Origin of the sequence: Nocardia sp. NPDC058114 (assembly GCF_042884695.1) — a bacterium.
In the GTDB taxonomy this organism is placed as follows: Bacteria; Actinomycetota; Actinomycetes; order Mycobacteriales; family Mycobacteriaceae; genus Nocardia.
Map to the genome: position 1 here is coordinate 321328 of NZ_JBHVTK010000002.1, position 22571 is coordinate 343898.

Consider the following 22571-nt stretch of genomic DNA (forward strand, 5'->3'; position numbering starts at 1 on the left):
CGCGAATCTCGATCCATGCGGTGGGGCAGGTTCGTCTACCGCCACCGATTCCTCGTGCTCGGCTTCTTCGTGCTGACCGTGCTGATCTCGGGGTGGTTCGGTCGCGACCTCGCCGACCGCTACACCCAGGAGGGCTGGTTCGACGAGTCGAGTCAGTCGGTGGCGGCGTCCAAACTGGCCGATGACATTTTCGGCCGCGACACCGACGGCGATCTGATCGTCATCTACACCGCCCCACCCGGCACCACTGTCGACGATCCCGCCGTCCGGGGACCGGTGACGGCCGCGCTGGCCGACCTGCGCAAACAGCACGGTGAGCGCATCCACAAGATCGACAGCTACTGGGACAGCCCTTTCTCCGCCAATGCCTCCGACCCGACCAAACAGCACGCGTTCGCCAGCATCGGGCTGGCCGGGGGCGGCGGAACCGCGACGGTCAACAACTACCTCGCGCTGAAACCCCATCTGCACGCCGATGTCCCCGGCGCCGGGCCCGGCGGGACGACAGTGCAGCTGGCAGGGCTGCAGCCGGTGGTCGAGGGCATCAATATCGGGATGCAGCACGACATCAAGCGCGCCGAGATCATCGCCTTGCCGATCGTGGCGATCCTGCTGTATTTCGTGTTCGGCGGGGTGATCGGCGCACTGCTGCCGGTGCTGATCGGTGGGCTCACCATCCTCGGCACCTCCGGGATCTTGCGGGTGCTCACCGCCCATATCGAGGTCAACGTGTTCGCCAGCGCGGTGATGACGTTGGTCGCGCTCGGATTGGCGATCGACTACGGACTGTTCACGGTGACCCGGTTCCGAGAGGAACTCTCGGCCGGGCGATCGGTCGAGGACGCGACCGCGCGGACCGTCGCCACGGCGGGGCGCACGGTGCTGTTCTCCGCGGCGATCATCGCTTTGAGCCTCGGTGCGCTGTTCATCTTCCCGAACGGGGTGCTGCGCTCGGTGCCCTACGGCGGCATCTCCGCGGTGATGCTGGCGGCGCTGCTGTCGGTCACCGCGCTGCCCGCCGCCTTGAGTATCGCCGGCCACCGGATCGACTGGCTGGGCTGGAAACGTTTCTCGCGCAGCAAGACCGAAGCCGAGATCGATGCCGGGTTCTTCTCCCGGCTGGCGCAGTGGGCGATGCGACGGCCGTGGGCGGTGGTGATCCCGATCGTGCTCGGACTGCTCGCGCTGAGTATTCCGTTGCGCCACATCGAGTTCGGTGGGATCAGCGAGAAATACCTGGCTGCCGACAACCCCGCGCGGGTGGCCCAGGAAGATTTCGATCACCTGTTTCCCGGTTTTCGCACCGAACCGCTGAAACTGATCGTGGTCGGTGCCTCACCCCAGCAGTTGAGCGATATCCGGTTCGAGGCCAATCAGGTTCCCGGACTGACCGGGCGGTTCGAACCTGCGGCGGCGACCAAGGACAACGTCAACGTGCTCTCCGCCGGGCTCGGCGACAAACGCGACGCCGACCGCGTGATCGACGCACTGCGTGCGCTGCCCGCCCCACCGGGCGTGCAGGTGATGGTCGCCGGCATCCCCGCGCTCGAACGCGACAGCATCAACGGGTTGATCGACGGGTTGCCACTGCTGTTGGCGATCCTGATCGCGGCGGCGCTGGCATTGATGATCGTGGCGTTCCGGTCGGTGATCCTGGCGGTGAAGGCCGTCGCGATGAGCGCGCTCAGCCTGGTCTCGACCCTGGGTGTGCTGACCTGGATCTTCGTGGAAGGGCACGGGTCCGGGGCATTCCAGTTCACGCCGGGACCGCTGATGTTCGCGGTAGTGGCCTTGATCGTGACGGTGATCTTCGGATTGTCCACCGACTACGAGGTGTTCCTGCTGTCCCGGATCGCCGAGAAACGGGCCGCGGGCGCCGATGCCGCCGAATCCATCCGCTACGGCGTGGCCCACACCGGCGGGGTGATCACCTCGGCGGCCGCGATCCTGATCGTGGTGACCGGCGCGTTCGGCTTCTCGGATCTGGTGCTGATGAAATACATCGCCTACGGGATGATCGTGGCCCTGATCATCGACGCCACGATCATCCGAATGGTGCTCACCCCAGCCCTGTTGAAGATCATCTGGAAATAGCAGGTTCGACCAGGGGGCCGACGGTGCGGACTCGAGGAGCTGCAGTGAGCCCAGTGACTATCTGAGAGAAGGGTCCTCACTCGAGTCGAAGTCGGGTGAGGACCCTTCATATGTTGTCAGGCAGCTGTGGCCCGGACAGGCTCGGTAGACAGTCGTCTTCGAACGCTCGTCTAGCGATTGGGGCGGCTGTTCGGCGGTGCGTATCCAACGGGCCACCGCGTGGTGTCGTCGTAGTAGACCTGGGTGAGGTTCGCGTCGGTCAGCTGAACGCCGGTGAGGTTCGCGCCGGTCAGGTCTGCGCCGGTGAGGTTCGCGCCGGTCAGGTCAGCGTCGGTGAAGTTCGCGCCGGTCAGTTGAGCGCCGGTGAGATTCGCGCTGGTCAGGTCTGCGCCGGTCAGATCTGCCTCGATGAGGCCGGCGCCGACGAGATTCGCGCCTTCCATGAAAACATCGGTGAGATTCGCGCGCCCGAGCCAGGCATCGGTGAGATTCGCCTGGTTCAGGAACGAACCGGTGAGGTTTGTACCGCCGAGGTCGGCTTCAGTGAGATTCGCGAAGGAAAAGCCTCCACGGGTGATGTTCGCTCCGTTGAACCAGGCATCGGTGAGGTTCGCGGAGTAGAACACTGTCTCGGTGAGGTTCGCGGAGTCGAAGGACGACCCGGTCAGGTTCGCCTTCCTCAGGTCCATGCCAGACATACAGGTCTTGGCCAGGTCGAGTGGCCCGCTACCGGTACGTCTGTTGATCACGGTCACCACCGCGAAAATATCGACTGGAGCCGGTGTGTTCCTGGTGGGGATTTCACATGCCGAAGCGGTGGTGTGGGTGCGCACGAACGCGGAGAGCACCTCGAAAACCGTCTCTTGGTCGGCAGGTGAATCTTTCGCAAGCCGTTCGAGCAGATAGATGCCGCCCAAGCGGATATCGATTTTGTCTGAGGTCAGCGCTTCGACTGCGTTCTGGAAGCGGCCGGTCACCGCCACCTGTTGGGACAAGCTGTATTGGTTGTCGGTCGCACGCAACGACTGGCTGGTGAACCAGAGCGCCGCGATCGCGGCAACAGTGGTGGTCATTGCCGCGAGTTTCGTCCAGCCTGGCCATTCGAACAGGTTGCGCACCACACGCCTGAACCACGGCGGCGTCGCTGCAGGCGGCGCGGGCGGCCGTAGTGATCGGCCACGGTGGGCAGTTACGCCGCGCCGTCGTGGTGATGGCGTGCTCTGCACAGGCATCGGTACTCCCTCCGAAGCGCATCTGGTTGGTACCACGATTCACCCTTTGTGCTTCGGTGCCCGGATCTGATCGGCTTGCCCACCTGTACGGGATTTCGATCACTTGCGCCCGTAGGTCCTGTGCGCAAGAGCGGCCCCGCCGGGCGGCCTACCGCACCGACCACGATCGCATCCTGATCAGAACTGCTGATTGCCGTAATCGCGGAACCAGGCCACGATCTGGTCGTGGTCGGCGGTTGTGGCCAGTGCCAGCAGAAGCAGCAGGCGCGCCTTCTTGGGTGCGAGGTCGCCGCCGCTGACGACGCCCATACTCGGGTCCACGGTGATCGCCCCCGCGCCGTAGCCGTTGGTGGCGACCAGGGCGATGCCCTTGGTCGTCATCGCGGCGCTCGCCTGGCTCGGAGACGGAGTGCCCGCGAACACGATGCCCTTGGCGCCCGCGGCGACGGCGGCGGTGATGGGCTCGGCGGGGGCGTCGAGGTAGCTGTGGGCGATGTCGACACGGGGGAGGGTGTCGCGGGGGATCGTGGTGAGGTCGAACGGGGTCGTCCAGCGGGCGGGGTCGTCGCAGTGCCGGATGCGGGCGGGGGCGCGTTGCACGCGGATTCCGGCCTGGTCGATGGTGCCGAGGTCGCCGTATTCGTGGGTGGTGAAGGTGTGTACGCGGGTCGAGTCGGTTTTGGTGGCGTCGCGGGCGGGCAGGATCTGCTCGTTGAGGGCGATGACGGTGCCGAAGCAGGTGGTGCGGTTGCTCGCCGCGAGGCGGATCGCGTTGTACAGGTTGATCGGTCCGTCGCTGCCGATCGCGGTCCACGGTCGCATCGCCCCGGTCACGACCACCGGTTTCGTGCTGCGCACGGTGAGGTCGAGAAAGTAGCTCAGTTCTTCCATGGTGGCCGAACCGGTGCTGACCACGACCGAATCATGGTCTCGGAGGCGACGCTCGACCAGCTGCGCCAGGTCGTAGAGGTCGGCGACGGTGTATTCGCCGGATCCCTTCTGCCCGAAGTCCTCGGTGGTCACGGCGGCGACGTCACCGATTTCGGGGCGCAGCGAGTCGACGAGTTCGGCGATCGGGCGGGTGCCCGGCCGATAGGTTTCGAGGTCGGTGCGCCGGTCGGAGGTGCCTGCGATGGTGCCGCCGAGGCCGATCACCGCGACTCGTTGCGCGGCACCGGCCGGTGCGGAGTCGGCTGAGCTGACACCGATTCCGGCACCGGCGACGGTTCCGGCGAGAGCGATCGTGGCGGCGATTTTCGAGACTGTGGGCATGTCACTCACGCTAGGAACGCCACGTGCCTGACCACATCACTCCCGCGCGGTACCTCGATCTGATACCGAGGTACCGCGCGGGCCAGATCAGATCGTCTTGATGATGCCGCCGTCGATCACCACGTCGGCGCCGAGGATGTTGGCGGACTTGGCCGAGGCGAGGAAGGCGATCAGCGCGGCGACCTCGTCGGGTTCGGAGATCCGGCGTGAGGCGATGTCGAACTGTTCGGGCAGCGCCTCGAGCAGTTGCTCGTGGGAGATGCCTTGGGCGGCAGCCAGTTTGGCGCCGATGCGGTGTTCGTCGCGCCAGATCCTGGTGCCGACGGGGCCGGGGGAGACGGTGTTGACCCGCACGCCCTGCGGGCCGAACTCCTCGCTGAGCCGTTTGCCGAGGGAGGTGAGGGCGGCTTTGGCTTCGCTGTAGCCGGTGGGGCCCACCGCGGGCAGGTGCGCGTTGATGGACGAGACGTTGATGATGGTGCCGCGGCGATCGAGCAGGCTCGGCAGCGCCGCGCGGGTGGCCCGGATCGCGCTGAACAGGTTGATGTCGAGGAAGTGGTGCCACTGGTCGTCGGTGGTGTCGAGGAACCCGGCCAGCGTGAGCCGATCCGGGTCGCCGCCGCCGACATTGTTGACCAGGATGTCGATGCCGCCGAGTTCCTCCAGTGCGGTGTCGATGACCGTGGTGACGCCCTGCGCGGTCCCCAGATCGGCGGCGACCGTCGCGGCCGCGACCTTGTCGAGCTCGGGAGTGATCGTGCGTGCGGCGCCGACGACACGCACGCCCTCCGCAGCGAGTGTTTCGGCGACGGCCAGACCGATGCCGCGTGAGGCTCCGGTGACGACGGCGGTCTTGCCGGTGAGTTCGAGATCCATGCTCGTACCTTTCTTGAACTACAGGTCAATAATTAGGGCATGCGGAAAGTGCTGGCGGGAACGAGGGTTTCAGAGGGTGGTCAGCGCTACGTCGACGAGGCGGTACAGCTGGGCGGCATCGTTGGTCTTCGCCATGAGACGCAGACCCGCGCTGGTGGTGAACAACAGGGCCGCAATCGAATTCGGGTCCACCTCACGGTCGACGTCGCCGTCGCGGCGGCCCTGGTCGATACGGGCTGCCAGGGTGGCGACGATGCGTTGTTCGATGCCGCGCAACACCGCGGTGGCTGCCGCGTCGTGACCGCCGAGTTCTGCCGCGGTGTTGACGGCGAGGCAGCCGCGCCGGGTCGGCGAGGCCATGTCGAGATCGACCGCGGCGCGCAGGTATTCGCGCAGACACTCGCGGGTGGTTCCGGGCCGGGACATGTAGTCCTCGGCCATGGCCACGCCGAGTCGGCCGTAGCGGTCGAGAACGATGTCGAACAGGGCGCGTTTGCTGCCGAAGGTGTTGTACAGGCTGCCTTTCCCGATGCCGGTGGCATCGGCGAGCTGTGCGGGGGAGGTGTTGGCGTAGCCGTGGGTCCAGAACTGGTCCATCGCGCGGTCGAGGACCGTGTCGGTGTCGAAGTTCTGGGGCCTGGCCATGTCTCGACGGTAGACGTTCTATACCTCTAGGTCAATAACTCGGGCGAAAGATCGTGGCCGTGCGTGCCACGATCTCGTGCGCTACTTGCCGATGATGCCGAAAGCGTTGCCGTCGGTGTCTTCCAGGACGCAGATACGGGCGCCGGGGCTGACTTCGCGCGGGGCGGTCCGTTCGGTCGCGCCCGCGGCGATCGCCGCTGCTCTGGCCTTGTCCACATCGTCGACTCCGGCGAAGGCGACCGGACCCGCCGTGACGTCACCGCTGGGGTCGAGGCCGATCTGGACGTCTCCGACTGCCCAGCCGACGTAGTACGGCTCGTCGGTGTGGGGTTCGCCGTAGAGGGTGGTGTAGACGGCTTTCGTCGCGGCCAGATCGGATACGGGGATGACGACGCTGGCGATGGTGGGGCTCATCGGATCTCCTCTTGCGATAGGAGCGAGCCACGTTCGCGAGCGACGAGTGGACCGATCGTCGTGTGCGATGGTGACCGCGGTGGACGAATGACCTCGGCGCCCAGCCTACTCAGCCCCGCTCAGCCCTCCGTCGCTGCCGAGGCCCGCGTGTCGACGCTTCCTCGGCACGGTCGCGTTCGATCAGGACGAACCCGTTGCGTCAGTCGTGACCGCGTTCGGGCAAGACGAGTTGGGCGCCGGTGGTCGGGTGGTCGAAGACGTCGACGGGGTGGTGGTAAACGGCGGTGAGCAGTTCGCGGGTGAGGATCTCGCGCGGGGGGCCGTCGGCGGCGACGCGTCCCGCGTCCAAGACGGTGACCCGGTCGGCGTAGGCGGCGGCGACCCCCAGGTCGTGGACCACGACGACCACAGCGGCGCCCTCGGCGGCGCGGGTGGCGGCCAAGCGCAGGACGGCTTCCTGGTGACCGAGGTCGAGGGCCGCGGTCGGTTCGTCCAGCAGCAGGGTGGCGGTGTCCTGGGCCAGAACGCGAGCCAGGGCCACCCGGGCACGCTCGCCGCCCGACAACGACGGGAACACGCGCGTGGCGAGGTGGGTGACGTCGGTGGCGGCCAGTGCCGCGCTGATGAGGGCGTCGTCGTCGCCGGCGGCGGGCGTGTGCAGCCACGGGGCGCGGCCCATGGCGACGACTTCACGCGCGGTGAACGGGAAGCCCACGGCGTGCGATTGGGGCAGCACCGCGCGGCGGCGGGCCATATCGGCGGGGGTCCAGTGCGAGAGCGCGTGGCCTTCGAGTTTGACCGTGCCTGCGCTGGGCTCGAGTTCGCCGGCGAGCGCGGCGAGCAGGCTGGACTTGCCCGCACCGTTCGGGCCGACCAGCGCGACGATCTCTCCGGCCGCGACCTGGAAGTCGACCTCGTCGAGGACGGTACGGGTGCCCCGCTCGACGGTGAGCCCGGTGGCGCGCAGGGTGACGGTGCCGAGCTCCGGGCGCGTGGGCACGTCGGGGGTTCGTGCGAACAGCGAACGCCAGGATGCGCGGCGCTCGCGGGTGGTGTCGGTCATCCCCAACCTCCTGCGCGGGCACGGGTGCGGCGCAGCAGCCAGAAGAAGAACGGGCCGCCGATCAGGGAGGTGAGCATGCCCAGTGGCAGGTCCGCGTTGTGGACCAGCGTGCGGGCGACGACGTCGGCGCCGAGCAGCACCACCGCGCCCACGATCGCGCTGAGCGGGACGAGCACCCGGTGGCCGGGGCCGACCATCATGCGCACCAGGTGCGGCACGATCAGGCCGACGAACAAGATGATGCCGCTGAACGCCACGCCCGCGGCGGTGAGCACGGCGACCACCACGATCACCTGCCTGCGCAGCCGCTCCACGTCGACACCGAGGTGGCGGGCCGCGGAATCGCCGAGCGCGAGCAGATCCAGGCGTGGTGCGATGAGAATCGCGGCCAGGATGCCGACCGAGGCCAGCGCCGCCACCACCGCCACCGACTGCCAGGTGGCGCCGTTGAGGCTGCCGAGCTGCCAGAACACGATCTGATCCCGCGCGGCGGGGCTGGCGACGAACAGCAGCAGCGCGATCAACCCGCCGGCGAAGGCGTTGATCGCGACACCGGTGAGGATCAGGGTCACCACTTCGGTGCGACCGCCCGACCTCGACAGCACGTAGACCAGCGCGGTGGTGATCAGACCGGCGACGAAGGCGGCCGCTGCCACCGACCACGCGGCGACGAACGCGCCGCCGACCACGATCACGGTACCCGCCCCGACCGCCGCGCCGGCCGACACCCCGATGACGCCGGGTTCGGCCAGCGGATTGGCGAACACGCCCTGCAGCAACGCACCCGCTGTCGCGAGCGAGGCGCCGACCAGGACGGCCAGGGCCACGCGAGGGAACCGCACCTCCCACAGCGTCACCTCACCGGCCGGATGCGCGGGCAGGGGCCCGATATCGAGGCCGATCCGGTGCGCCACGCTGCCGAGCACCTCGGCGGCGGTCGTGGGGACCTGCCCGAGCACCGCCGACACCACGGCCAGCACGAGCAGGGCGAGCAGCGCGACCGCGAACACGACGGTCACGCGCGTGGCCCGGTGCGCGGTGGGCGGCAGCGGATCAGGAGTGGAGTCGGTGATCCGCGGGGCGTTCGCGGACTCGGTCAGGTCGGGCACCTCGCTCATGCGGTGTCCACCCGGCACGGTTGCTGATCGCTCATGCCGATTTGCCGTAGACGGCGTCGGACAGCGCGGACACGACGCGGCCGGTGTTGGGGCCGAAGCTGAGGATCACCGCGTCGGACATGTCGACCACGCGCCGATTGCGGCCCGCCGGAGTCTGGGCGATGCCGGGCACCTTCTCCAGTCCCTCGACGCCACCCACCGATTTCAGCCCGTCCGACATCACGAGCAACACATCGGGCGCGGCGGCGATCATCGCCTCGCTGGTGATGGACACGAACGGTTCGTTCACCCCGGAGGCGGTGCCCGCGTCCACGCCACCGATCGCGGTGATCAGCGAATCGGCGCCCGAGCCGCGTCCGGCGATCATGGTGATCGCGGCACTGCGCAGATACAGGAACGCGATCTTGGGCTGTGGATCCTGCTTCGGCACGCGGGCGGTCGCGGCGGCGATCTCGTCGTGGGTGCGCGCGCCGAGCTGCTTGCCCGCCTCGGGAACGCCCAGTGCGGTGGCCACGGCCTCGATCTGCGGGACGACGCCGTCCATGCTGCGCTCGGGGTCGAAGTAGACGACGGTCACCCCGGCTGCGCGTAGCTGCTCACGCACGGCGGGGGCCGCGCTGGTGGTGTCGGTGAGGAACACCGACGGGCGCAGGTTCAGGACCGCTTCGACGCTGAGGCTGCCGTTGCCACCGGCCACATTGGGCACGGACGCGACGGCGGGGAACGAAGCCGAGGTGCTGCGGCCGACGAGGTTCGCGCCGAGGCCGAGCGCCCAGACGGTTTGGGCGAGGGTGCCGTACCGGTCGACGGCGATGATCCGCGAGGTGTCGGTGATCGTCACGTCGGTGCCGTCATGGGACTGCACCGTCACCGGCAATCGCGGACTCGGCGCGGGTCCGATCGGTACGGGGTCGAGGTCGGCGAGCTGGGCTGTCACCGGCCCACCGGAATTGGCAGTCGATGCAGGATTGCTTGCGGTGCAAGCGACGGCGCCGGTCAGCACCGTCGCCGCGAGCATCGCCGTCAGCACACCACGCAGTTTCATGAAGGTAAGGCTAGCCATCATTCGGAACGGGCGCTCACATCGTCCAGTGCTGCCGCGATCGCTCGCGGCAACTCGAGTGTCTCGGCGGCCAGCACACCGGTGAGCTGACCGATATCGCGGGCACCGACGATCATGCTCGTGATGCCCGGCCGATCACGGATCCAGGCCAGCGCCACCGCCAGCGGCGACGTGCCGAGCCCGTCGGCGGCGGTGACCAGCGCGTCGACCACCCTGGTCGCGCGATCGTCGTCGAGCCTGCGCCGGATCTCGGCCGCGGTCGCCTCGTCGGCACCCCGCGAATCCGCGGGGACACCGTCGCGATACTTGCCGGTCAGGATCCCACCCGCCAGCGGCGCCGACGCGATGACGCCCACCCCGTGGTGGCGGGCGGCGGGAATCACATCGTTCTCGGTGCCACGCGCGAGCAGCGAATACGGCGTCTGCGCGGCGCTGATCGGCGCGATCGCGGCCAGACTCGCCAACTGCCACGCCGCGAAACCACGCACCCCCGCGTACCGGGTGCGTCCGGTACGCACCGCGGTCTCGAGGGTTGCCGCGACCTCATCGAGCGGGGTGTACGGATCCCAGGCGGCGATGCTCCAGATGTCGAGATGGTCGGTGCCCAGTTCGAGCAGGGTCCGATCGAGTTGTTTGAGCAGCGTGCGCCGCGACGCGTCGACCACCGGACCCACCGCCGCGGGCGCGGGCACCGAGTCGCCGACCCCGGCGCCGGGCGCGTGCATCACCACACCCGCGCTTCCGCTGAGCACCAATTCGTCACGCGACACCAGGTCGCCGAGCAGGTCCGCCAGGATCCGCTGCGCCACCCCCTCGCCGTAGACGGGCGAGAGGTCGACGAGCGTGCCACCGGCCTCGGTGAACGCCGCCAACTGCACCGATGCCTCGTCGGCATCGGTATGTGTCCCCCAGGTATGGGTCGCCAACCCGATTCGCGACACCCGAAGTCCGCTGCGTCCCACCGTTCGCTGTTCCATCACCGCGCCCGCGCATTCGTCACGGCGACAGCCTAATGCGCGCACCACCACTGCCTCGCTCGGCGACCCGTGCCACGGCGCGGCAGAACTCGATCTCGGTGATGGGCGGGCGACGACCGACCGCAACGACGGGTAGGGTCGCTGCGAGATCGTGGCGGTCACAGCCGCAGGTGAAGGAAAAGCCCAGGAGGACGCCGTCTTTCGGGCGCGAGTCAGCAGGAGGACGTGTTGGGCGAGTCGATGACCTGGTTCCAGGCATTGGTACTCGGATTGGTGCAGGGACTCACCGAGTTCCTGCCGATCTCCTCCTCCGGACACCTTCGGATCGTCTCGGGCGTGTTCTTCGGCGACGACGCGGGTGCCTCGTTCACCGCTGTCACTCAACTCGGCACCGAACTCGCAGTCCTGGTGTACTTCGCCAAAGACATCTGGCGCATCCTCGTCGCCTGGTTCACCACCCTCGGCATGCGGTGGCGGGAACGCTCGCAGCGTGAGGTCGCGGTCGGCGATCGGGTGACCACAAAACTGCCGGTGATGGACCGCAGCGCACGCGAAGCTCATGAACGTGACACCCAGCGCGAACTCGACTATCGCATCGGCTGGTACGTGATCATCGCCACGATCCCGATCGGTGTGTTGGGGTATCTGTTCAAGGACGAGATCCGCACCGGTGCCCGCAATCTGTGGCTGGTGTCGTTCATGCTGATCGCTTTCGCTCTCGTGATCGCCGCCGGTGAGTACTTCGGTAAGAAAGAACGCCCCATCGAACAGCTCACCACCCGCGACGGCATCGTCATGGGCTTGGCACAGTGCCTGGCGCTGATCCCGGGCGTCTCCCGCTCCGGCGCCACCTCCACCGCGGGTCTGTTCCTCGGCTTGAAGCGTGAGGCGGCTGTGCGGTTCTCCTTCCTGCTGGCGATCCCCGCAGTGACCGCGTCCGGGCTGTTCAGCCTGCCTGACGCGTTCGAACCGGCAGGTGAGGGGCTCAATGCCAGTGGGCCGCAGTTGCTGGTCGCTACCGTGCTGGCGTTCTTCGTCGGGTATGCCTCGGTGGCCTGGCTTTTGAAGTTCGTCGGCAAGCATTCGTTCTACTGGTTCGTCGGGTATCGGATCATCGTCGGCCTCGCTGTGATGGGCCTGCTGGCCGCCGGCGTCGTCTCCGCCACCTGATCCCGACCCCGACCCATGGTTAGGCTGGTCCCATGACGGTGATCCTGCTCCGGCACGGAGTGTCCACCTCCAACACCGCGCGCACCCTCGCGGGCCGCGCCCCCGGTGTCGAACTCACCGAGCGCGGCACCGAACAGGCCGCCGCGGTGGCCGACCGGCTCGCGATGCTGCCGATCGAACACATCGCCACCTCGCCGCTGCTGCGCTGTCAGCGCACGGTGGCGCCGCTGGCCGAGAAACTCGGTCTCGAACCCGACCACGACGAACGCCTCATCGAGGTCGACTACGGCGACTGGACCGGGCGCCCGATCGCCGAGCTGGTCACCGAACCACTGTGGCGGATCGTGCAGGGTCACGCCTCGGGCGCGGTGTTCCCCGGTGGGGAAGGGCTGGCCCAGGTCCAGCAGCGCGCGGTCGCCGCGATCCGCGACATCGAACGCACGCTGGCCGAGAAAGCGGGCCGGGATGTGCTGTGGGTGGCGTGCGCGCACGGCGACGTCATCAAATCGATCCTTGCCGACGCCCTCGGCCTGCACCTGGACAGTTTTCAGCGGATCGCGGTGGAACCGGCCTCGATCAGCGTCGTCCGCTACAGCCCGCACGGGCCGTCGGTGTGGAAGTTCAACGACACCGGCGCCGATCTTTCCGCGCTGGCCGCGTCCGCACCGACAACACCGACACCTGGTGGAGAGGTACCTGCGGCCGCGAACGCGGATAATGGGAATGCGGGGCACCGCGATTCTCCTTAGAGGAGTGTGTTCGTGAGTGTCGATCAGGGTCACGTATCAGGAGGTGCATGTGTCACGCGCAATCCATGTATTTCGCACCCCCGATCGTTTCGTCGCCGGGACCGTCGGTGAACCGGGCGATCGTTCGTTCTACCTGCAGGCTGTGCAGGAGCCGCTGGTGGTGAGTGTGCTGCTCGAGAAGCAGCAGGTGAAGGTGCTCGCCGACCGGATGGGTCTGCTGCTCGACGAGGTAGCGCGCCGCTTCGGCGCCGAGGTGCCACCCGAAGGTGAGGACGTGCGCGATGTCGCGCCGCTGGTCACCCCCATCGACACCGAATTCCGGGTCGGCACCATGGGTCTGGGCTGGGATTCCGACGCAGGCGCCGTGGTGGTCGAGTTGCTCGCGATCACCGAGACCGAGGTCGACGAATCGGTGGTGCTCGACGACACCGACGAAGGCCCCGACGCGGTGCGGGTTTTCCTGACCCCCATCCAGGCACGCGAGTTCGCGTTGCGGTCGGCGCGGGTGATCGCGGCAGGCCGCCCACCGTGCCCGCTGTGCGGGGAACCGCTGTCCTCGCGGGGGCACATGTGTGTGCGCACCAACGGGTACAAGCGCGGCGAGATCTTCGGCGCTGCCGAGCTCGAAGAGGAGTGATCTTCTGTGCCGGTACTCACCGAAGGTGACCTCGACATCGTCGGCCGGATCGGCGTCGCCAGCAACCTCACACTGGTGTGTGAGATCGCCGCACCCGAACCCGACGGTGCCCCGCTGCGGGTGGTGTACAAGCCGGTGCGTGGTGAACGGCCGCTGTGGGACTTTCCCGACGGCACCCTCGCGGGCCGAGAGGTTGCGTCGTATCTGATCTCCGAACACCTCGGCTGGGGTGTGATCCCCGAAACGGTGCTGCGCGACGGGCCGCTGGGGCCGGGCATGGTGCAGCGCTGGGTCACCTCGGTCGACAACCGCACCGATGCCCGTCAGCGCCTCGACCTGGTCGATCTGTGCACGCCGGGAACCGTGCCCGCGGGATTCTGCGAAGTGCTGCGCGCGCTCGACGAGCAGGGCAACGAGGTCTCGCTCATCCACGCCGACGATCCGCGCCTGCAGCGGATGGCGGTGCTGGATCTGTTGCTCAACAACGCCGATCGCAAAGGCGGGCATGCGCTGGAAGGTGTCGACGGGCAGGTCTACGGCGTCGACCACGGCATCTGTCTGCACGCCGAACCGAAACTGCGCACCGTGTTGTGGGGCTGGGCGGGACGACCGGTGCACGAGTCGCTGATCCCCGACATCACCACCTTCGCCGCGAATCTGCCCGGCGCCGTGGCCGATTCGCTGGCCATCCACATCACCGACGCCGAGATCACCGCCCTGGCCGAACGGGCGAAGGCCTTGCTGGATCACCCGGTGATGCCTGTCCCCAACTCCTCGCGTCCGATCCCCTGGCCCGCATTCTGACAGCAGGTCCGGCGCCGATAAATCGGTCGTGCTCCGCCCGGCCCGGTTGCTACCGTTGCCGCCATGAAGGTCGAATCCCTAATCGCTGCCGCGACCGCACGAGCTCTCAGCTCGCCGGTCGCTGCCGCCTGACCTTCTCTCCCATGCCGGCGACCGGAAACGGTCCGCTGGCGTGCGTCGGTCTTGTCGCTGTTCGTCATGGTGGCCGCTTCCGGTCGATGTCACCTCGATGGAGCAACCACCATGATCACCACAGACCAGACCGTTCGGACCTTCCTCGACTATTTCCGCGAACGCGGGCACGAACTCACACCGGACGGATCACTCATTCCCTCGCCGGGGGATCCGGTGCTGTTCACCACCTCCGGGATGCACCCGTTGACCCCGTATCTGAGGGGTCGGCCGCACCCGCTGGGCCGGCGACTCACCGGCTCACAGCGATGCCTGCGCACCACCGATCTCGACGAAGTCGGTGACGACACCCATCTCACCGTGTTCGAGATGCTCGGATCGTGGTCACTCGGCGACTACCGCGGCCCGCAGAGCCTGCGGTGGGGAGTGGAACTGCTGCGCGACGGCTTCGGTATCGACCCGAACCGGATGCACGTCACGGTGTTCGGCGGTGACGACCACGTCGAGCCCGACCACGAGTCGTGGCGCACCTGGGACGAGCTGGGTCTGCCGGTCGAACCGACCGTCGACGAGAACTGGTGGTCCAACGGCCCGACCGGACTGTGCGGGCCCGACTCCGAGATCTTCGTCTGGACCGGAGACGACACGCCGCAGGGCACACCGATGACCGATGACCGGTGGGTGGAGGTGTGGAATCACGTCATGATGCGCTACCTGCGCCATCCCGACGGCAGCCTCGAACCGATGCGCCGACCCTGCGTCGACACCGGGCTGGGGCTGGAACGGCTGGTGCGAATCCTGCGGAACTCACAGTCCGTCTTCGAGATCGACCTGTTCGATCCCTGGCTGAACACCTTGCCCCGAATCTGGGGCCCGCTCGATGATCGGTCGCTGCGAGTGCTGTCGGACCATCTGCGATCGAGCATCGTCGTCCTCGGCGACGGGGTCGTCCAGTCCCCGTCGGGCCGTGGTCACATCCTGCGGCGTTTGCTCCGCCGCACCCTCACCACGTTGTGGCGCGACGATCCGACCCGCACTCTGTCGGACCTGCCGATCGAGCTGGTGGACCACACCCTCGGGCACTTCCGACAATCCGTGCGCGGCCAGGACGTGCGCACCCTGCTGGTCGAGGAGGAACACAAATTCGATCTGCTGCTCCGGCGCGGGCGAAAGGTCATGTCCCACCGTCGTTTCAGCGGACCCTTGACCGACGGCGACTACCACTACTTGCACGACACCCACGGTCTGCCCCGCGATCTCGTGGTGTATCTGACCACCGAATCCGGGGTCGGGTGAGCAGGTTCGGATCCTGGGTCCTTCGTGGCGTTAGCAGGTTTTCGGAAGCGCAAGGGCCGGACCGGGTGTGAGGATCGCCGGACAACGATGCGAGGAGAAGAGATGCGACAACATGCTGGTCCGGCTCCGTCGGTTGCGCAGTGGCGCGCGGTCGGGGGAAGCCGATGAGAACCGTCGTGCTGAGTCTTGTCGCGGTGCTGTTCGCGGGGATGGGGTTGTACGCGCTGGCCGCTCCCGCCGCGCTGGCACGTCCGTTCGGGACGACGGTGGCGACGGCGGTGAGCCGGGCCGAGATTCGCGCGGTGTACGGCGGTTTCGGGCTGGCCGTCGCCGGGGTGCTGTTCTGGTCGGCGTTCGGTGCCGATGATCTGCGGTCCGGGGCAGCGCTGACCGTGGGTGTCGCGCTGGCCGGGATGGCGGGCGGTCGCATCATCTCGCGACTGGTCGACAGCGCGACGCGCTTCTATCCGAACTGGTTCTACTGCCTGGTCGAGCTCGTGGGCGCCGCGCTCGTGCTCGGTGTCGCCTGACGGATCCGGTCGGACACCTTCCCGTAGTGTCCGAAACGGTGAGGTGAGGGCCGATGAATTTCGAGCGCGAAGGAGGTCTACACGGTATGAGGAAACTGATCTACGGATTCGGCGTGTCAGTCGACGGTTACGTCAACGACCGCGACGGCAAAATCGACTGGACCGACCCCGACGACGAGCTGCACCAGTTCCACAACGACAGATTCCGCGGGCTCGAGGTCGCGGTGAACGGTCGCAGGCTCTACGAGCTGATGGCCGAGTACTGGCCGCACGTGCCCGAGGACGCACCGCCCATCCAGCGCGAGTTCGGCGAACTCTGGACCCGCACACCCAAGGTCGTCTGCTCCCGCACGCTCACCGAGGTCCACTGGAACAGCACCCTGGTCAGCGAGAACGTCGTCGAGGAGGTCCGCAGGATCAAGGCCGAAGGCGACGGCGTCATGGAGGTCGGTGGTGCGAGCCTCGCGTCCGCGCTGATGCCACACGGGCTCATCGACGAGTACCAGCTGTTCGTCTCGCCGATAGTGCTCGGCGGTGGCACACCGATGTTCCCGGCACTGGATCAGCGGATCGGGCTGCGCTTGGTCGAGACGCGGCGCTTCGAAACGGTGATGCTGATGCGCTATCAGGTCGACTGAGGTCCGCGCACCGCGGCTGTAGCTGCGGTTTCTCACGGTGGCCAAGGCTCTGTTGCCTGGTCAGCGCCGGTGCTAGTGTGCTCCAAGCACTTTCGTTATCCCCGTGAGATCTGAGGAAACCTATGTCGACCCGTTCTATCGTCACCGCCTCCGCAGCCGCGTTGCTGCTCACCGGTGCTGCCGCTGCTGTTGCCGCGCCCGCGCAGGCGTTCCCTGCCGGGTGGTGGGCTGAGAAGACCTATGTGTGTTCCTCCACCAACCAGGCCGGCGCGCCGCTGCCCGACGTTACGGTGAAGGCCGGCAACGAGGTTGGTGCGGCGTATTACGCGACCCAGCAGCTCGGCCCGGACGCGGCGCAGATGCAGTGCCGCGAACTGTGATGTGATCATGTTCGGTGTCGCCGCACGTCGGGGAGCGGTGGCACCGAAATCTCATCCCGCGTGCGAGAGCACGAATTCGCTTACCGCAGCAGACTGATTCAGGAGCGCGTGCCCGACTCCGGGCAGGAGCCGCACCTCGCCTCGGGTGAAGGCGCGGGCGCGTTCGGCGGTGCGTGCGGAGTCGAACAGAGCGTCGCGTTCGCCGACGATTATCAGGACCGGGATGTCCACTTCGCGTAGTTGTTCGTCGCGGAAGATGGGCAGTTTTCCGGGGCGGGGCGAGAAATGGGTGAACGTCAACGCGATGTCGTCGACGATCGGATCCGCTTGCGCCCCATCCAGGCCGAGGCCCAGGCGTGCCATCTCGCGCACGCTGTGCCTGCCGATCATCCGCAGCCCGATCGCCTTCACGAGCCAGCCGTAGCGGTGCTTGCCCAGTCCTCCCGGGCACAGCAGGACCAACGTCGTAACCCGGCCCGGCCTGCGCAGGACGTAATCGAGTGCGGTCCACCCACCCAGCGACATGCCGACCAGTGCCACGGTGTCGAGGCCGAGTCCGTCGATGACCTCGTCGAGCCAGCTCGCGGTCGCATCGCTGTCCAATGCCAGCCGGGTGGGGACGCTGAAGCCGGGTTCGCCGGGCAGATCCACCGCATACACGCGGAAGCTTCTCGACCAGTCCGCGATGTCGGCGCGCCAGGTGCTCGCGTTGGCTCCTGAGCCGTGCAGCACGACCAGCGGCGGTGCGTCCGCCGGTCCGGAGGCCACGACGAACGTTTCGCCGATGCCGGTGTCGATCCGCAGTTCCTCGCGTGGCACCGGCCAGGCGTCGAGGTGTTCGCGGTAGCGCTGCTCGACGAGCCGTCGGCCTTCGTCGGTTTTGTAGATCATGAGCGCAGGATTCCGTCCAGGTAGTCGAGCAGGCGGGAACTGTCGGCGAGGCTGCCGAGCAGGATCACTTTGAGACGGTGCCGGGCCGGGTCGTAGCTGGTCTCCACGCGCATCCGCTGACCGCCGCCGCCTCGGGTACCGGCGGTGGCGGTGAGCAGAGTGGTGATCCGGTCGACGGTGGCGCGGTCGATGTCGTCGATCTCGACGATGCAGGAGGACTCGGCGTGTCGACGCGGGGTCGTCTGCGGTGTGGTGATCGGCAGTCCGGTGAAGGTCTCGAGGTCTTCGTGGGTGATGCGGTACTGCTTGCCGATGCGCGCGGCGGGCAGTTTGCCGTCGCGCACATAACTGCGCACGGTGCGGACATGCAGTCCGAGCAGTTCGGCGACCTGCTCCACCGAATAGAGACGATCTGTCATGAAACAACCGTAAATGAAGGTACATAGAGGGATCAATAGGGATGTTTTGTGAGTTGTGGACTGTGACAATGATCGCGATGGCAACCGTTCGCCCAGGTGGGACCGCACACTGGGCACGACACGCCCGATCCGCCCCGCTACCCCCGTGACCAGCGGATCTGCTCGAGCGCAAACCTTGACGCTCGCGCCGCGACACGTTTGTGTGCAGGTAGCGGGCCGTGCCGCGACGCCGCGAGCAACCCCATGTGCCGGGCCGCGGGCCGAGCACCTCGACAGGGGCTCTACCCTCGAAGACATGCAGTCCTGGTCCGATATCGCCCTGCCGACAGTCCCCGGAACAGGGCCGCCGTTGCGTTTGTACGACACCGCCGACCGTCAGATCCGCCCGGTCACCCCCGGCGAGACCGCGAAGATGTACGTCTGCGGCATCACGCCCTACGACGCCACCCACCTCGGTCACGCCGCCACTTACCTGACGTTCGACCTGGTCAACCGGGTCTGGCGCGACGCGGGCCACGACGTGCACTACGTGCAGAACGTCACCGACGTCGACGACCCGCTGTTCGAGCGCGCCGACCGCGACGGTATCGACTGGCGCGACCTCGGCAGCCGCGAGATCGACCTGTTCCGCGAAGACATGGCCGCACTCCAGGTGCTGCCCCCGCGCCACTACATCGGTGCCATCGAATCGGTGGAGGAGGTGGTGGAGCTGGTGCAGAAGTTGCTCGCGGCCGGCGCGGCCTACATCGTCGACGATGCCGAGTACCCCGACATCTACTTCCGCACCGACGCCACCGAGCAGTTCGGCTACGAATCCGGCTACGACCGCGCCACCATGGAGACGCTGTTCGCCGAACGCGGCGGCGACCCGGACCGGCCGGGCAAACGCGACACCATCGACGCGCTGCTCTGGCGGGCCGAACGCCCCGGTGAACCGTCGTGGGAGGCGCCTTTCGGCGCCGGCAGGCCCGGCTGGCACATCGAGTGTGCGGCGATCGCGCTCAACCGCATCGGCGCCGAGTTCGACATCCAGGGTGGCGGCTCGGACCTGATGTACCCCCACCACGAGTACTCCGCCGCGCACGCCGAGGCGATCACCGGCGCCCGCCGCTTCGCCCGCCACTACGTGCACGCCGGCCTGATCGGCCTGGACGGCGAGAAGATGTCGAAGTCCCGGGGCAACCTCGTCCTGGTGTCGAAGCTGCGCCGCGCCGGTGTCGATCCCGCCGCGATCCGCCTCGGCCTGCTCGCCGGTCACTACCGCGCCGACCGTATGTGGACCGACGAGGTCCTCACCGCCGCGCAGCACCGCCTCGACCGCTGGCGTGAGGCCGTGTCGCTGACCTCGGGCCCCTCGGCCACCGACACCGTCGCCCGGCTGCGCCGGCACCTGGCCGACAATCTCGACACGCCGAAGGCACTCGACGCGATCGACAACTGGGCAGAACAGGCCATCGCCTACGGCGGCGCCGACACCGAAGCCCCCGCCCTGATCCGCGCCGCCGTCGACGCGCTCCTGGGCGTCAGTCTCTGACACGATCGCAGGTCAGCGCGGCGAGGCCCTTCCTGATGCCGCGCCGACCTGTGACACGCCGCCGGTAGAGTCGCCGGGAAGTGAAGCGCGGGGCGCTGTCGCGTCGTGTGCACGACCGGCGACAGGAGCGGCGATGCCCGACCCGCAGGATCAACCGGCCTCCGCCACCACCGTCCTGCACGTGGGTGGGCAACTGCGCGCCAGCTCCCACGGGAGACTGACCAACGGGCTGCGCCACCGGCCCGGCGTCATCGCTGTCGACCCCAATCCGGTCGCCCAAACCGCCACTGTCACCTACGACCCCACCCGAACATCCGTCGCCGACCTGCGCACCTGGGTCCGCGACTGTGGCTATCACTGCGCGGGGCGCTCGGTCCCGACCCACGTCTGCGACCCGGCGAGCGAGCCGACCACGCATACACGGCCCGCCCCGCACGGTGCCGAATCCGCCACCGCACCCGAGCAGTCCGCCGATTCCGTGGTCGGCCATGCGCCGCCTGCGATGCCCTCGCACGGCGAGTCCCCGAGTCATCGCGTGCCGAGTCGGGATCAGCCCCAAGCCGCGCACGGTGGTGGGCACGAGCACGGCGGGCACGCGTCGATGTCGATGGACGACATGGCTCGCGACATGCGCAACCGATTCCTCGTCGCGCTGGTCTTCGCCACCCTGGTGATGCTCTGGTCGCCGATGGCCACCCACATGCTCGGCCTGCACCTGCCCGTCCCGTTCGGGATGCGCGCCGACATCTGGATGCTCGTCCTGAGCGTGCCGGTGATCTTCTACTCCTCGACGATCTTCTTCACCGGGGCGTGGGCGGCGTTGAAGGCCCACACCCTCGACATGATGGTGCTGGTCTCGGTGGGTATCGGGACGGGATGGCTGTACTCGCTGTATGTGACGTGCACCGGCGGCGGTGAGGTGTTCTACGAGGCCGCCACGATGCTGGCGACATTCGTGCTGCTGGGCCACTGGTTCGAAATGCGGGCGCGCAGCGGCGCCGGCGACGCGGTGACGAGTCTGCTGGATCTGTCGCCGCCGAAAGCCGTTGTGCTGCGCGACGGTCAGGAAGTGCGGGTGCCGACCGCCGACGTGCGGGTGGGTGAGGTGCTGCTGGTGCGGCCCGGCGCGAAGATCGCCGTCGACGGCACCGTGCTGGACGGGTCGAGCGAGGTCGACGAGTCGATGGTGACCGGTGAGAGCATGCCGGTGCCCAAGCGGCCGGGTTCGGCGGTGATCGGCGCGACCATCAACACCACCGGCAGCCTGCGGGTGCAGGCCACCAAGGTCGGGTCCGACACCGCTCTGGCTCAGATCGTCGAATTGGTGCAGCAGGCACAGAATTCGAAGGCCCCGGGTCAGCGGCTGGCCGATCGGGCCGCGTTCTGGCTCACCCTGGTCGCGCTGCTGGGCAGCCTGACCACCCTGGCGGTGTGGTTGCTCGTCGGTGCTTCGCTGAGCACAGCACTGTTGTTCGCGATCACCGTGGTGGTGGTGACCTGTCCGGACGCGCTCGGGCTGGCGACACCCACGGCGATCATGGTCGGCACCGGTCTCGGCGCCGAACGTGGTGTGCTGTTCAAGAACGCGACAGCGCTGGAGGACGCGGCGCGCATCGACGTGGTGGTGCTGGACAAGACCGGCACCCTCACCACGGGCGCACCCGAAGTCACCGACGTGATCACCGCGCCCGGCGTGGACACCGACCGGGTGCTGGCACTGGCCGCGGCGGTGGAACTCGAATCCGAGCATCCCCTCGCCGAGGCCATCGTCGACTACGCGAAAGCCCATGGTGTGGACACCCTTTCGGCCACCGAGTTCCAGAATGTGGCCGGCCGCGGCGCGACGGCCACGGTCGACGGGCAGCACGTGATCGTGGGCAACCGCGGACTGCTCGACGCCGACCACATCGAGCTGGGCGAGTTGGCGAAACACCGTGACGAACTGGCGGCCTCGGGCCACACCGCAGTCCTGGTCGCCGTCGACGGTCACGCGCACGCGGTGATCGCGCTGGCCGACGCCGCACGCCCGACCTCCGCCGACGCCGTGCGGGCACTGCACGACCTCGGTGTCGGCGTGGTCATGCTCACCGGTGACAACGCAGGCACCGCCGAACGCATCGCCCGCGACCTCGGCATCGACACCGTCATCGCCGATGTCCTACCGAAGGACAAGGCCGACCGGATCGCCGATCTGCAACGCACCGGTAAGAAGGTCGCGATGGTCGGCGACGGGGTGAACGACGCGCCCGCCCTGGCCCGCGCCGACCTCGGTATCGCCATCGGCGCAGGCACCGACGTGGCCATCCAAACCGCCGACGTGGTGCTCATGCGCTCGGACCCGTACGCGGTGTCGACGGCCCTGCGTATCGGTCGCGGCACGGTCCACAAGGAACGCCAGAACCTGGGTTGGGCAGTCGGTTACAACGGCATCGCCCTGCCCATCGCGGCCGGTGTCTTCGCCCCGTGGGGGCTGACCATGCGCCCGGAGATCGCCGCGATGGCGATGTCGGGGTCGAGCCTGATCGTCGCTCTCAACGCGTTGCACCTCAAACGGCTGTCGCTGCCCTCCGCGCCCCAGCACCAGTGAGGGCCGCCCACAGCCCAACGTGGGCCCGCGACCTCGCGGACGGGCACCAC

At 67.9% G+C, this 22571-nt stretch carries 22 protein-coding genes; 11 read left to right on the forward strand and 11 right to left on the reverse strand.

Going from position 1 to position 22571, the window contains the following annotated elements; all coding sequences use genetic code 11:
• The first annotated feature begins 15 nt into the window (after positions 1 to 15).
• The gene (locus ACFVVI_RS10045; RefSeq protein WP_378991843.1) at positions 16 to 2094 is read left to right on the forward strand and encodes an MMPL family transporter; all 2079 of its coding nucleotides are present in this window, start codon (positions 16 to 18) and stop codon (positions 2092 to 2094) included.
• A gap of 170 nt (positions 2095 to 2264) precedes the next feature.
• Here the strand turns inward: ACFVVI_RS10045 and ACFVVI_RS10050 are convergent, their stop codons facing one another.
• The 9 genes from ACFVVI_RS10050 to ACFVVI_RS10090 all read right to left on the reverse strand — a co-directional run bounded on the left by ACFVVI_RS10050 (position 2265) and on the right by ACFVVI_RS10090 (position 10754).
• Positions 2265 to 3215 (reverse strand): pentapeptide repeat-containing protein, encoded by a 951-nt coding sequence (locus ACFVVI_RS10050; RefSeq protein WP_387444953.1) that lies wholly within the window; start codon positions 3213 to 3215, stop codon positions 2265 to 2267.
• 288 nt (positions 3216 to 3503) lie between these two features.
• Positions 3504 to 4598, reverse strand: a complete 1095-nt coding sequence (locus ACFVVI_RS10055) for an asparaginase (RefSeq protein WP_387444954.1) — start codon at positions 4596 to 4598, stop codon at positions 3504 to 3506.
• 87 nt (positions 4599 to 4685) lie between these two features.
• Positions 4686 to 5474 (reverse strand): SDR family oxidoreductase, encoded by a 789-nt coding sequence (locus ACFVVI_RS10060; protein WP_387444955.1) that lies wholly within the window; start codon positions 5472 to 5474, stop codon positions 4686 to 4688.
• A gap of 69 nt (positions 5475 to 5543) precedes the next feature.
• Positions 5544 to 6119 (reverse strand): TetR/AcrR family transcriptional regulator, encoded by a 576-nt coding sequence (locus ACFVVI_RS10065; protein ID WP_378991838.1) that lies wholly within the window; start codon positions 6117 to 6119, stop codon positions 5544 to 5546.
• Between the two features lie 81 nt (positions 6120 to 6200).
• On the reverse strand, positions 6201 to 6533 hold the full coding sequence (locus ACFVVI_RS10070) for a VOC family protein (RefSeq protein WP_378991837.1): 333 nt from the start codon (positions 6531 to 6533) through the stop codon (positions 6201 to 6203).
• Positions 6534 to 6732: 199 nt separating this feature from the next.
• The gene (locus ACFVVI_RS10075; RefSeq protein ID WP_387444957.1) at positions 6733 to 7596 is read right to left on the reverse strand and encodes a heme ABC transporter ATP-binding protein; all 864 of its coding nucleotides are present in this window, start codon (positions 7594 to 7596) and stop codon (positions 6733 to 6735) included.
• Complete coding sequence (locus ACFVVI_RS10080; RefSeq protein ID WP_378991835.1) at positions 7593 to 8714, reverse strand: FecCD family ABC transporter permease; 1122 nt, start codon at positions 8712 to 8714, stop codon at positions 7593 to 7595. Before ACFVVI_RS10080 ends, ACFVVI_RS10075 begins: the two co-directional genes overlap by 4 nt.
• Before the next feature lie 31 nt (positions 8715 to 8745).
• Positions 8746 to 9759, reverse strand: a complete 1014-nt coding sequence (locus tag ACFVVI_RS10085; RefSeq protein ID WP_387444959.1) for a hemin ABC transporter substrate-binding protein — start codon at positions 9757 to 9759, stop codon at positions 8746 to 8748.
• A gap of 17 nt (positions 9760 to 9776) precedes the next feature.
• Positions 9777 to 10754 (reverse strand): aldo/keto reductase, encoded by a 978-nt coding sequence (locus tag ACFVVI_RS10090; protein ID WP_378991833.1) that lies wholly within the window; start codon positions 10752 to 10754, stop codon positions 9777 to 9779.
• Between the two features lie 240 nt (positions 10755 to 10994).
• On the opposite strand from ACFVVI_RS10090, the gene ACFVVI_RS10095 reads away from it, so the two are divergent.
• The 8 genes from ACFVVI_RS10095 (at position 10995) to ACFVVI_RS10130 (ending at position 17090) form a co-directional block, all read left to right on the forward strand.
• The gene (locus tag ACFVVI_RS10095; protein WP_387445373.1) at positions 10995 to 11924 is read left to right on the forward strand and encodes an undecaprenyl-diphosphate phosphatase; all 930 of its coding nucleotides are present in this window, start codon (positions 10995 to 10997) and stop codon (positions 11922 to 11924) included.
• Between the two features lie 32 nt (positions 11925 to 11956).
• A complete protein-coding gene (locus tag ACFVVI_RS10100; RefSeq protein ID WP_387444960.1) occupies positions 11957 to 12673 on the forward strand; it encodes a histidine phosphatase family protein in 717 nt (238 codons plus the stop codon).
• Positions 12674 to 12722: 49 nt separating this feature from the next.
• Complete coding sequence (locus ACFVVI_RS10105; RefSeq protein WP_266288581.1) at positions 12723 to 13310, forward strand: DUF3090 domain-containing protein; 588 nt, start codon at positions 12723 to 12725, stop codon at positions 13308 to 13310.
• 6 nt (positions 13311 to 13316) lie between these two features.
• Positions 13317 to 14114, forward strand: coding sequence for an SCO1664 family protein (locus ACFVVI_RS10110; protein WP_387444961.1), 798 nt, complete (start codon positions 13317 to 13319; stop codon positions 14112 to 14114).
• Between the two features lie 243 nt (positions 14115 to 14357).
• Positions 14358 to 15542: an alanine--tRNA ligase-related protein gene (locus ACFVVI_RS10115; RefSeq protein WP_387444963.1), complete on the forward strand. Its 1185-nt coding sequence runs from the start codon at positions 14358 to 14360 to the stop codon at positions 15540 to 15542.
• Between the two features lie 164 nt (positions 15543 to 15706).
• Positions 15707 to 16072 (forward strand): DUF4345 family protein, encoded by a 366-nt coding sequence (locus tag ACFVVI_RS10120; RefSeq protein ID WP_387444965.1) that lies wholly within the window; start codon positions 15707 to 15709, stop codon positions 16070 to 16072.
• Between the two features lie 86 nt (positions 16073 to 16158).
• Entirely contained in the window at positions 16159 to 16710 is a 552-nt protein-coding gene (locus ACFVVI_RS10125) for a dihydrofolate reductase family protein (protein WP_387444966.1), read from the forward strand.
• Between the two features lie 122 nt (positions 16711 to 16832).
• Positions 16833 to 17090, forward strand: coding sequence for a hypothetical protein (locus ACFVVI_RS10130; RefSeq protein WP_194828263.1), 258 nt, complete (start codon positions 16833 to 16835; stop codon positions 17088 to 17090).
• Between the two features lie 51 nt (positions 17091 to 17141).
• On the opposite strand, the gene ACFVVI_RS10135 is transcribed toward ACFVVI_RS10130, so the two are convergent.
• Positions 17142 to 17981, reverse strand: a complete 840-nt coding sequence (locus ACFVVI_RS10135; RefSeq protein ID WP_378991827.1) for an alpha/beta fold hydrolase — start codon at positions 17979 to 17981, stop codon at positions 17142 to 17144.
• Entirely contained in the window at positions 17978 to 18400 is a 423-nt protein-coding gene (locus tag ACFVVI_RS10140) for a helix-turn-helix domain-containing protein (RefSeq protein WP_378629083.1), read from the reverse strand. Before ACFVVI_RS10140 ends, ACFVVI_RS10135 begins: the two co-directional genes overlap by 4 nt.
• Positions 18401 to 18695: 295 nt before the next feature.
• Here ACFVVI_RS10140 and mshC point away from each other — a divergent pair, with 295 nt between their 5' ends.
• Entirely contained in the window at positions 18696 to 19934 is a 1239-nt protein-coding gene (gene mshC / locus ACFVVI_RS10145) for a cysteine--1-D-myo-inosityl 2-amino-2-deoxy-alpha-D-glucopyranoside ligase (protein ID WP_387444968.1), read from the forward strand.
• A gap of 133 nt (positions 19935 to 20067) precedes the next feature.
• Positions 20068 to 22521, forward strand: a complete 2454-nt coding sequence (locus ACFVVI_RS10150) for a heavy metal translocating P-type ATPase (RefSeq protein WP_387444969.1) — start codon at positions 20068 to 20070, stop codon at positions 22519 to 22521.
• The last annotated feature ends 50 nt before the right edge of the window (positions 22522 to 22571 follow it).

Bases quoted from the DNA above. Each gene is read 5' to 3' on its own strand.
- ACFVVI_RS10100 (WP_387444960.1), top strand. From the start codon at position 11,957: ATGACGGTGATCCTGCTCCGGCACGGAGTGTCCACCTCCAACACCGCG.
- ACFVVI_RS10075 (WP_387444957.1), bottom strand. From the start codon at position 7,596: ATGACCGACACCACCCGCGAGCGCCGCGCATCCTGGCGTTCGCTGTTC.
- ACFVVI_RS10115 (WP_387444963.1), top strand. From the start codon at position 14,358: ATGATCACCACAGACCAGACCGTTCGGACCTTCCTCGACTATTTCCGC.
- ACFVVI_RS10080 (WP_378991835.1), bottom strand. From the start codon at position 8,714: ATGAGCGAGGTGCCCGACCTGACCGAGTCCGCGAACGCCCCGCGGATC.
- ACFVVI_RS10065 (WP_378991838.1), bottom strand. From the start codon at position 6,119: ATGGCCAGGCCCCAGAACTTCGACACCGACACGGTCCTCGACCGCGCG.
- ACFVVI_RS10150 (WP_387444969.1), top strand. From the start codon at position 20,068: ATGCCCGACCCGCAGGATCAACCGGCCTCCGCCACCACCGTCCTGCAC.
- ACFVVI_RS10095 (WP_387445373.1), top strand. From the start codon at position 10,995: ATGACCTGGTTCCAGGCATTGGTACTCGGATTGGTGCAGGGACTCACC.
- ACFVVI_RS10060 (WP_387444955.1), bottom strand. From the start codon at position 5,474: ATGGATCTCGAACTCACCGGCAAGACCGCCGTCGTCACCGGAGCCTCA.
- ACFVVI_RS10130 (WP_194828263.1), top strand. From the start codon at position 16,833: ATGTCGACCCGTTCTATCGTCACCGCCTCCGCAGCCGCGTTGCTGCTC.
- ACFVVI_RS10125 (WP_387444966.1), top strand. From the start codon at position 16,159: ATGAGGAAACTGATCTACGGATTCGGCGTGTCAGTCGACGGTTACGTC.
- ACFVVI_RS10135 (WP_378991827.1), bottom strand. From the start codon at position 17,981: ATGATCTACAAAACCGACGAAGGCCGACGGCTCGTCGAGCAGCGCTAC.
- ACFVVI_RS10140 (WP_378629083.1), bottom strand. From the start codon at position 18,400: ATGACAGATCGTCTCTATTCGGTGGAGCAGGTCGCCGAACTGCTCGGA.
- ACFVVI_RS10055 (WP_387444954.1), bottom strand. From the start codon at position 4,598: ATGCCCACAGTCTCGAAAATCGCCGCCACGATCGCTCTCGCCGGAACC.
- ACFVVI_RS10085 (WP_387444959.1), bottom strand. From the start codon at position 9,759: ATGAAACTGCGTGGTGTGCTGACGGCGATGCTCGCGGCGACGGTGCTG.
- ACFVVI_RS10090 (WP_378991833.1), bottom strand. From the start codon at position 10,754: ATGGAACAGCGAACGGTGGGACGCAGCGGACTTCGGGTGTCGCGAATC.
- ACFVVI_RS10070 (WP_378991837.1), bottom strand. From the start codon at position 6,533: ATGAGCCCCACCATCGCCAGCGTCGTCATCCCCGTATCCGATCTGGCC.
- ACFVVI_RS10120 (WP_387444965.1), top strand. From the start codon at position 15,707: ATGAGAACCGTCGTGCTGAGTCTTGTCGCGGTGCTGTTCGCGGGGATG.
- ACFVVI_RS10045 (WP_378991843.1), top strand. From the start codon at position 16: ATGCGGTGGGGCAGGTTCGTCTACCGCCACCGATTCCTCGTGCTCGGC.
- mshC (WP_387444968.1), top strand. From the start codon at position 18,696: ATGCAGTCCTGGTCCGATATCGCCCTGCCGACAGTCCCCGGAACAGGG.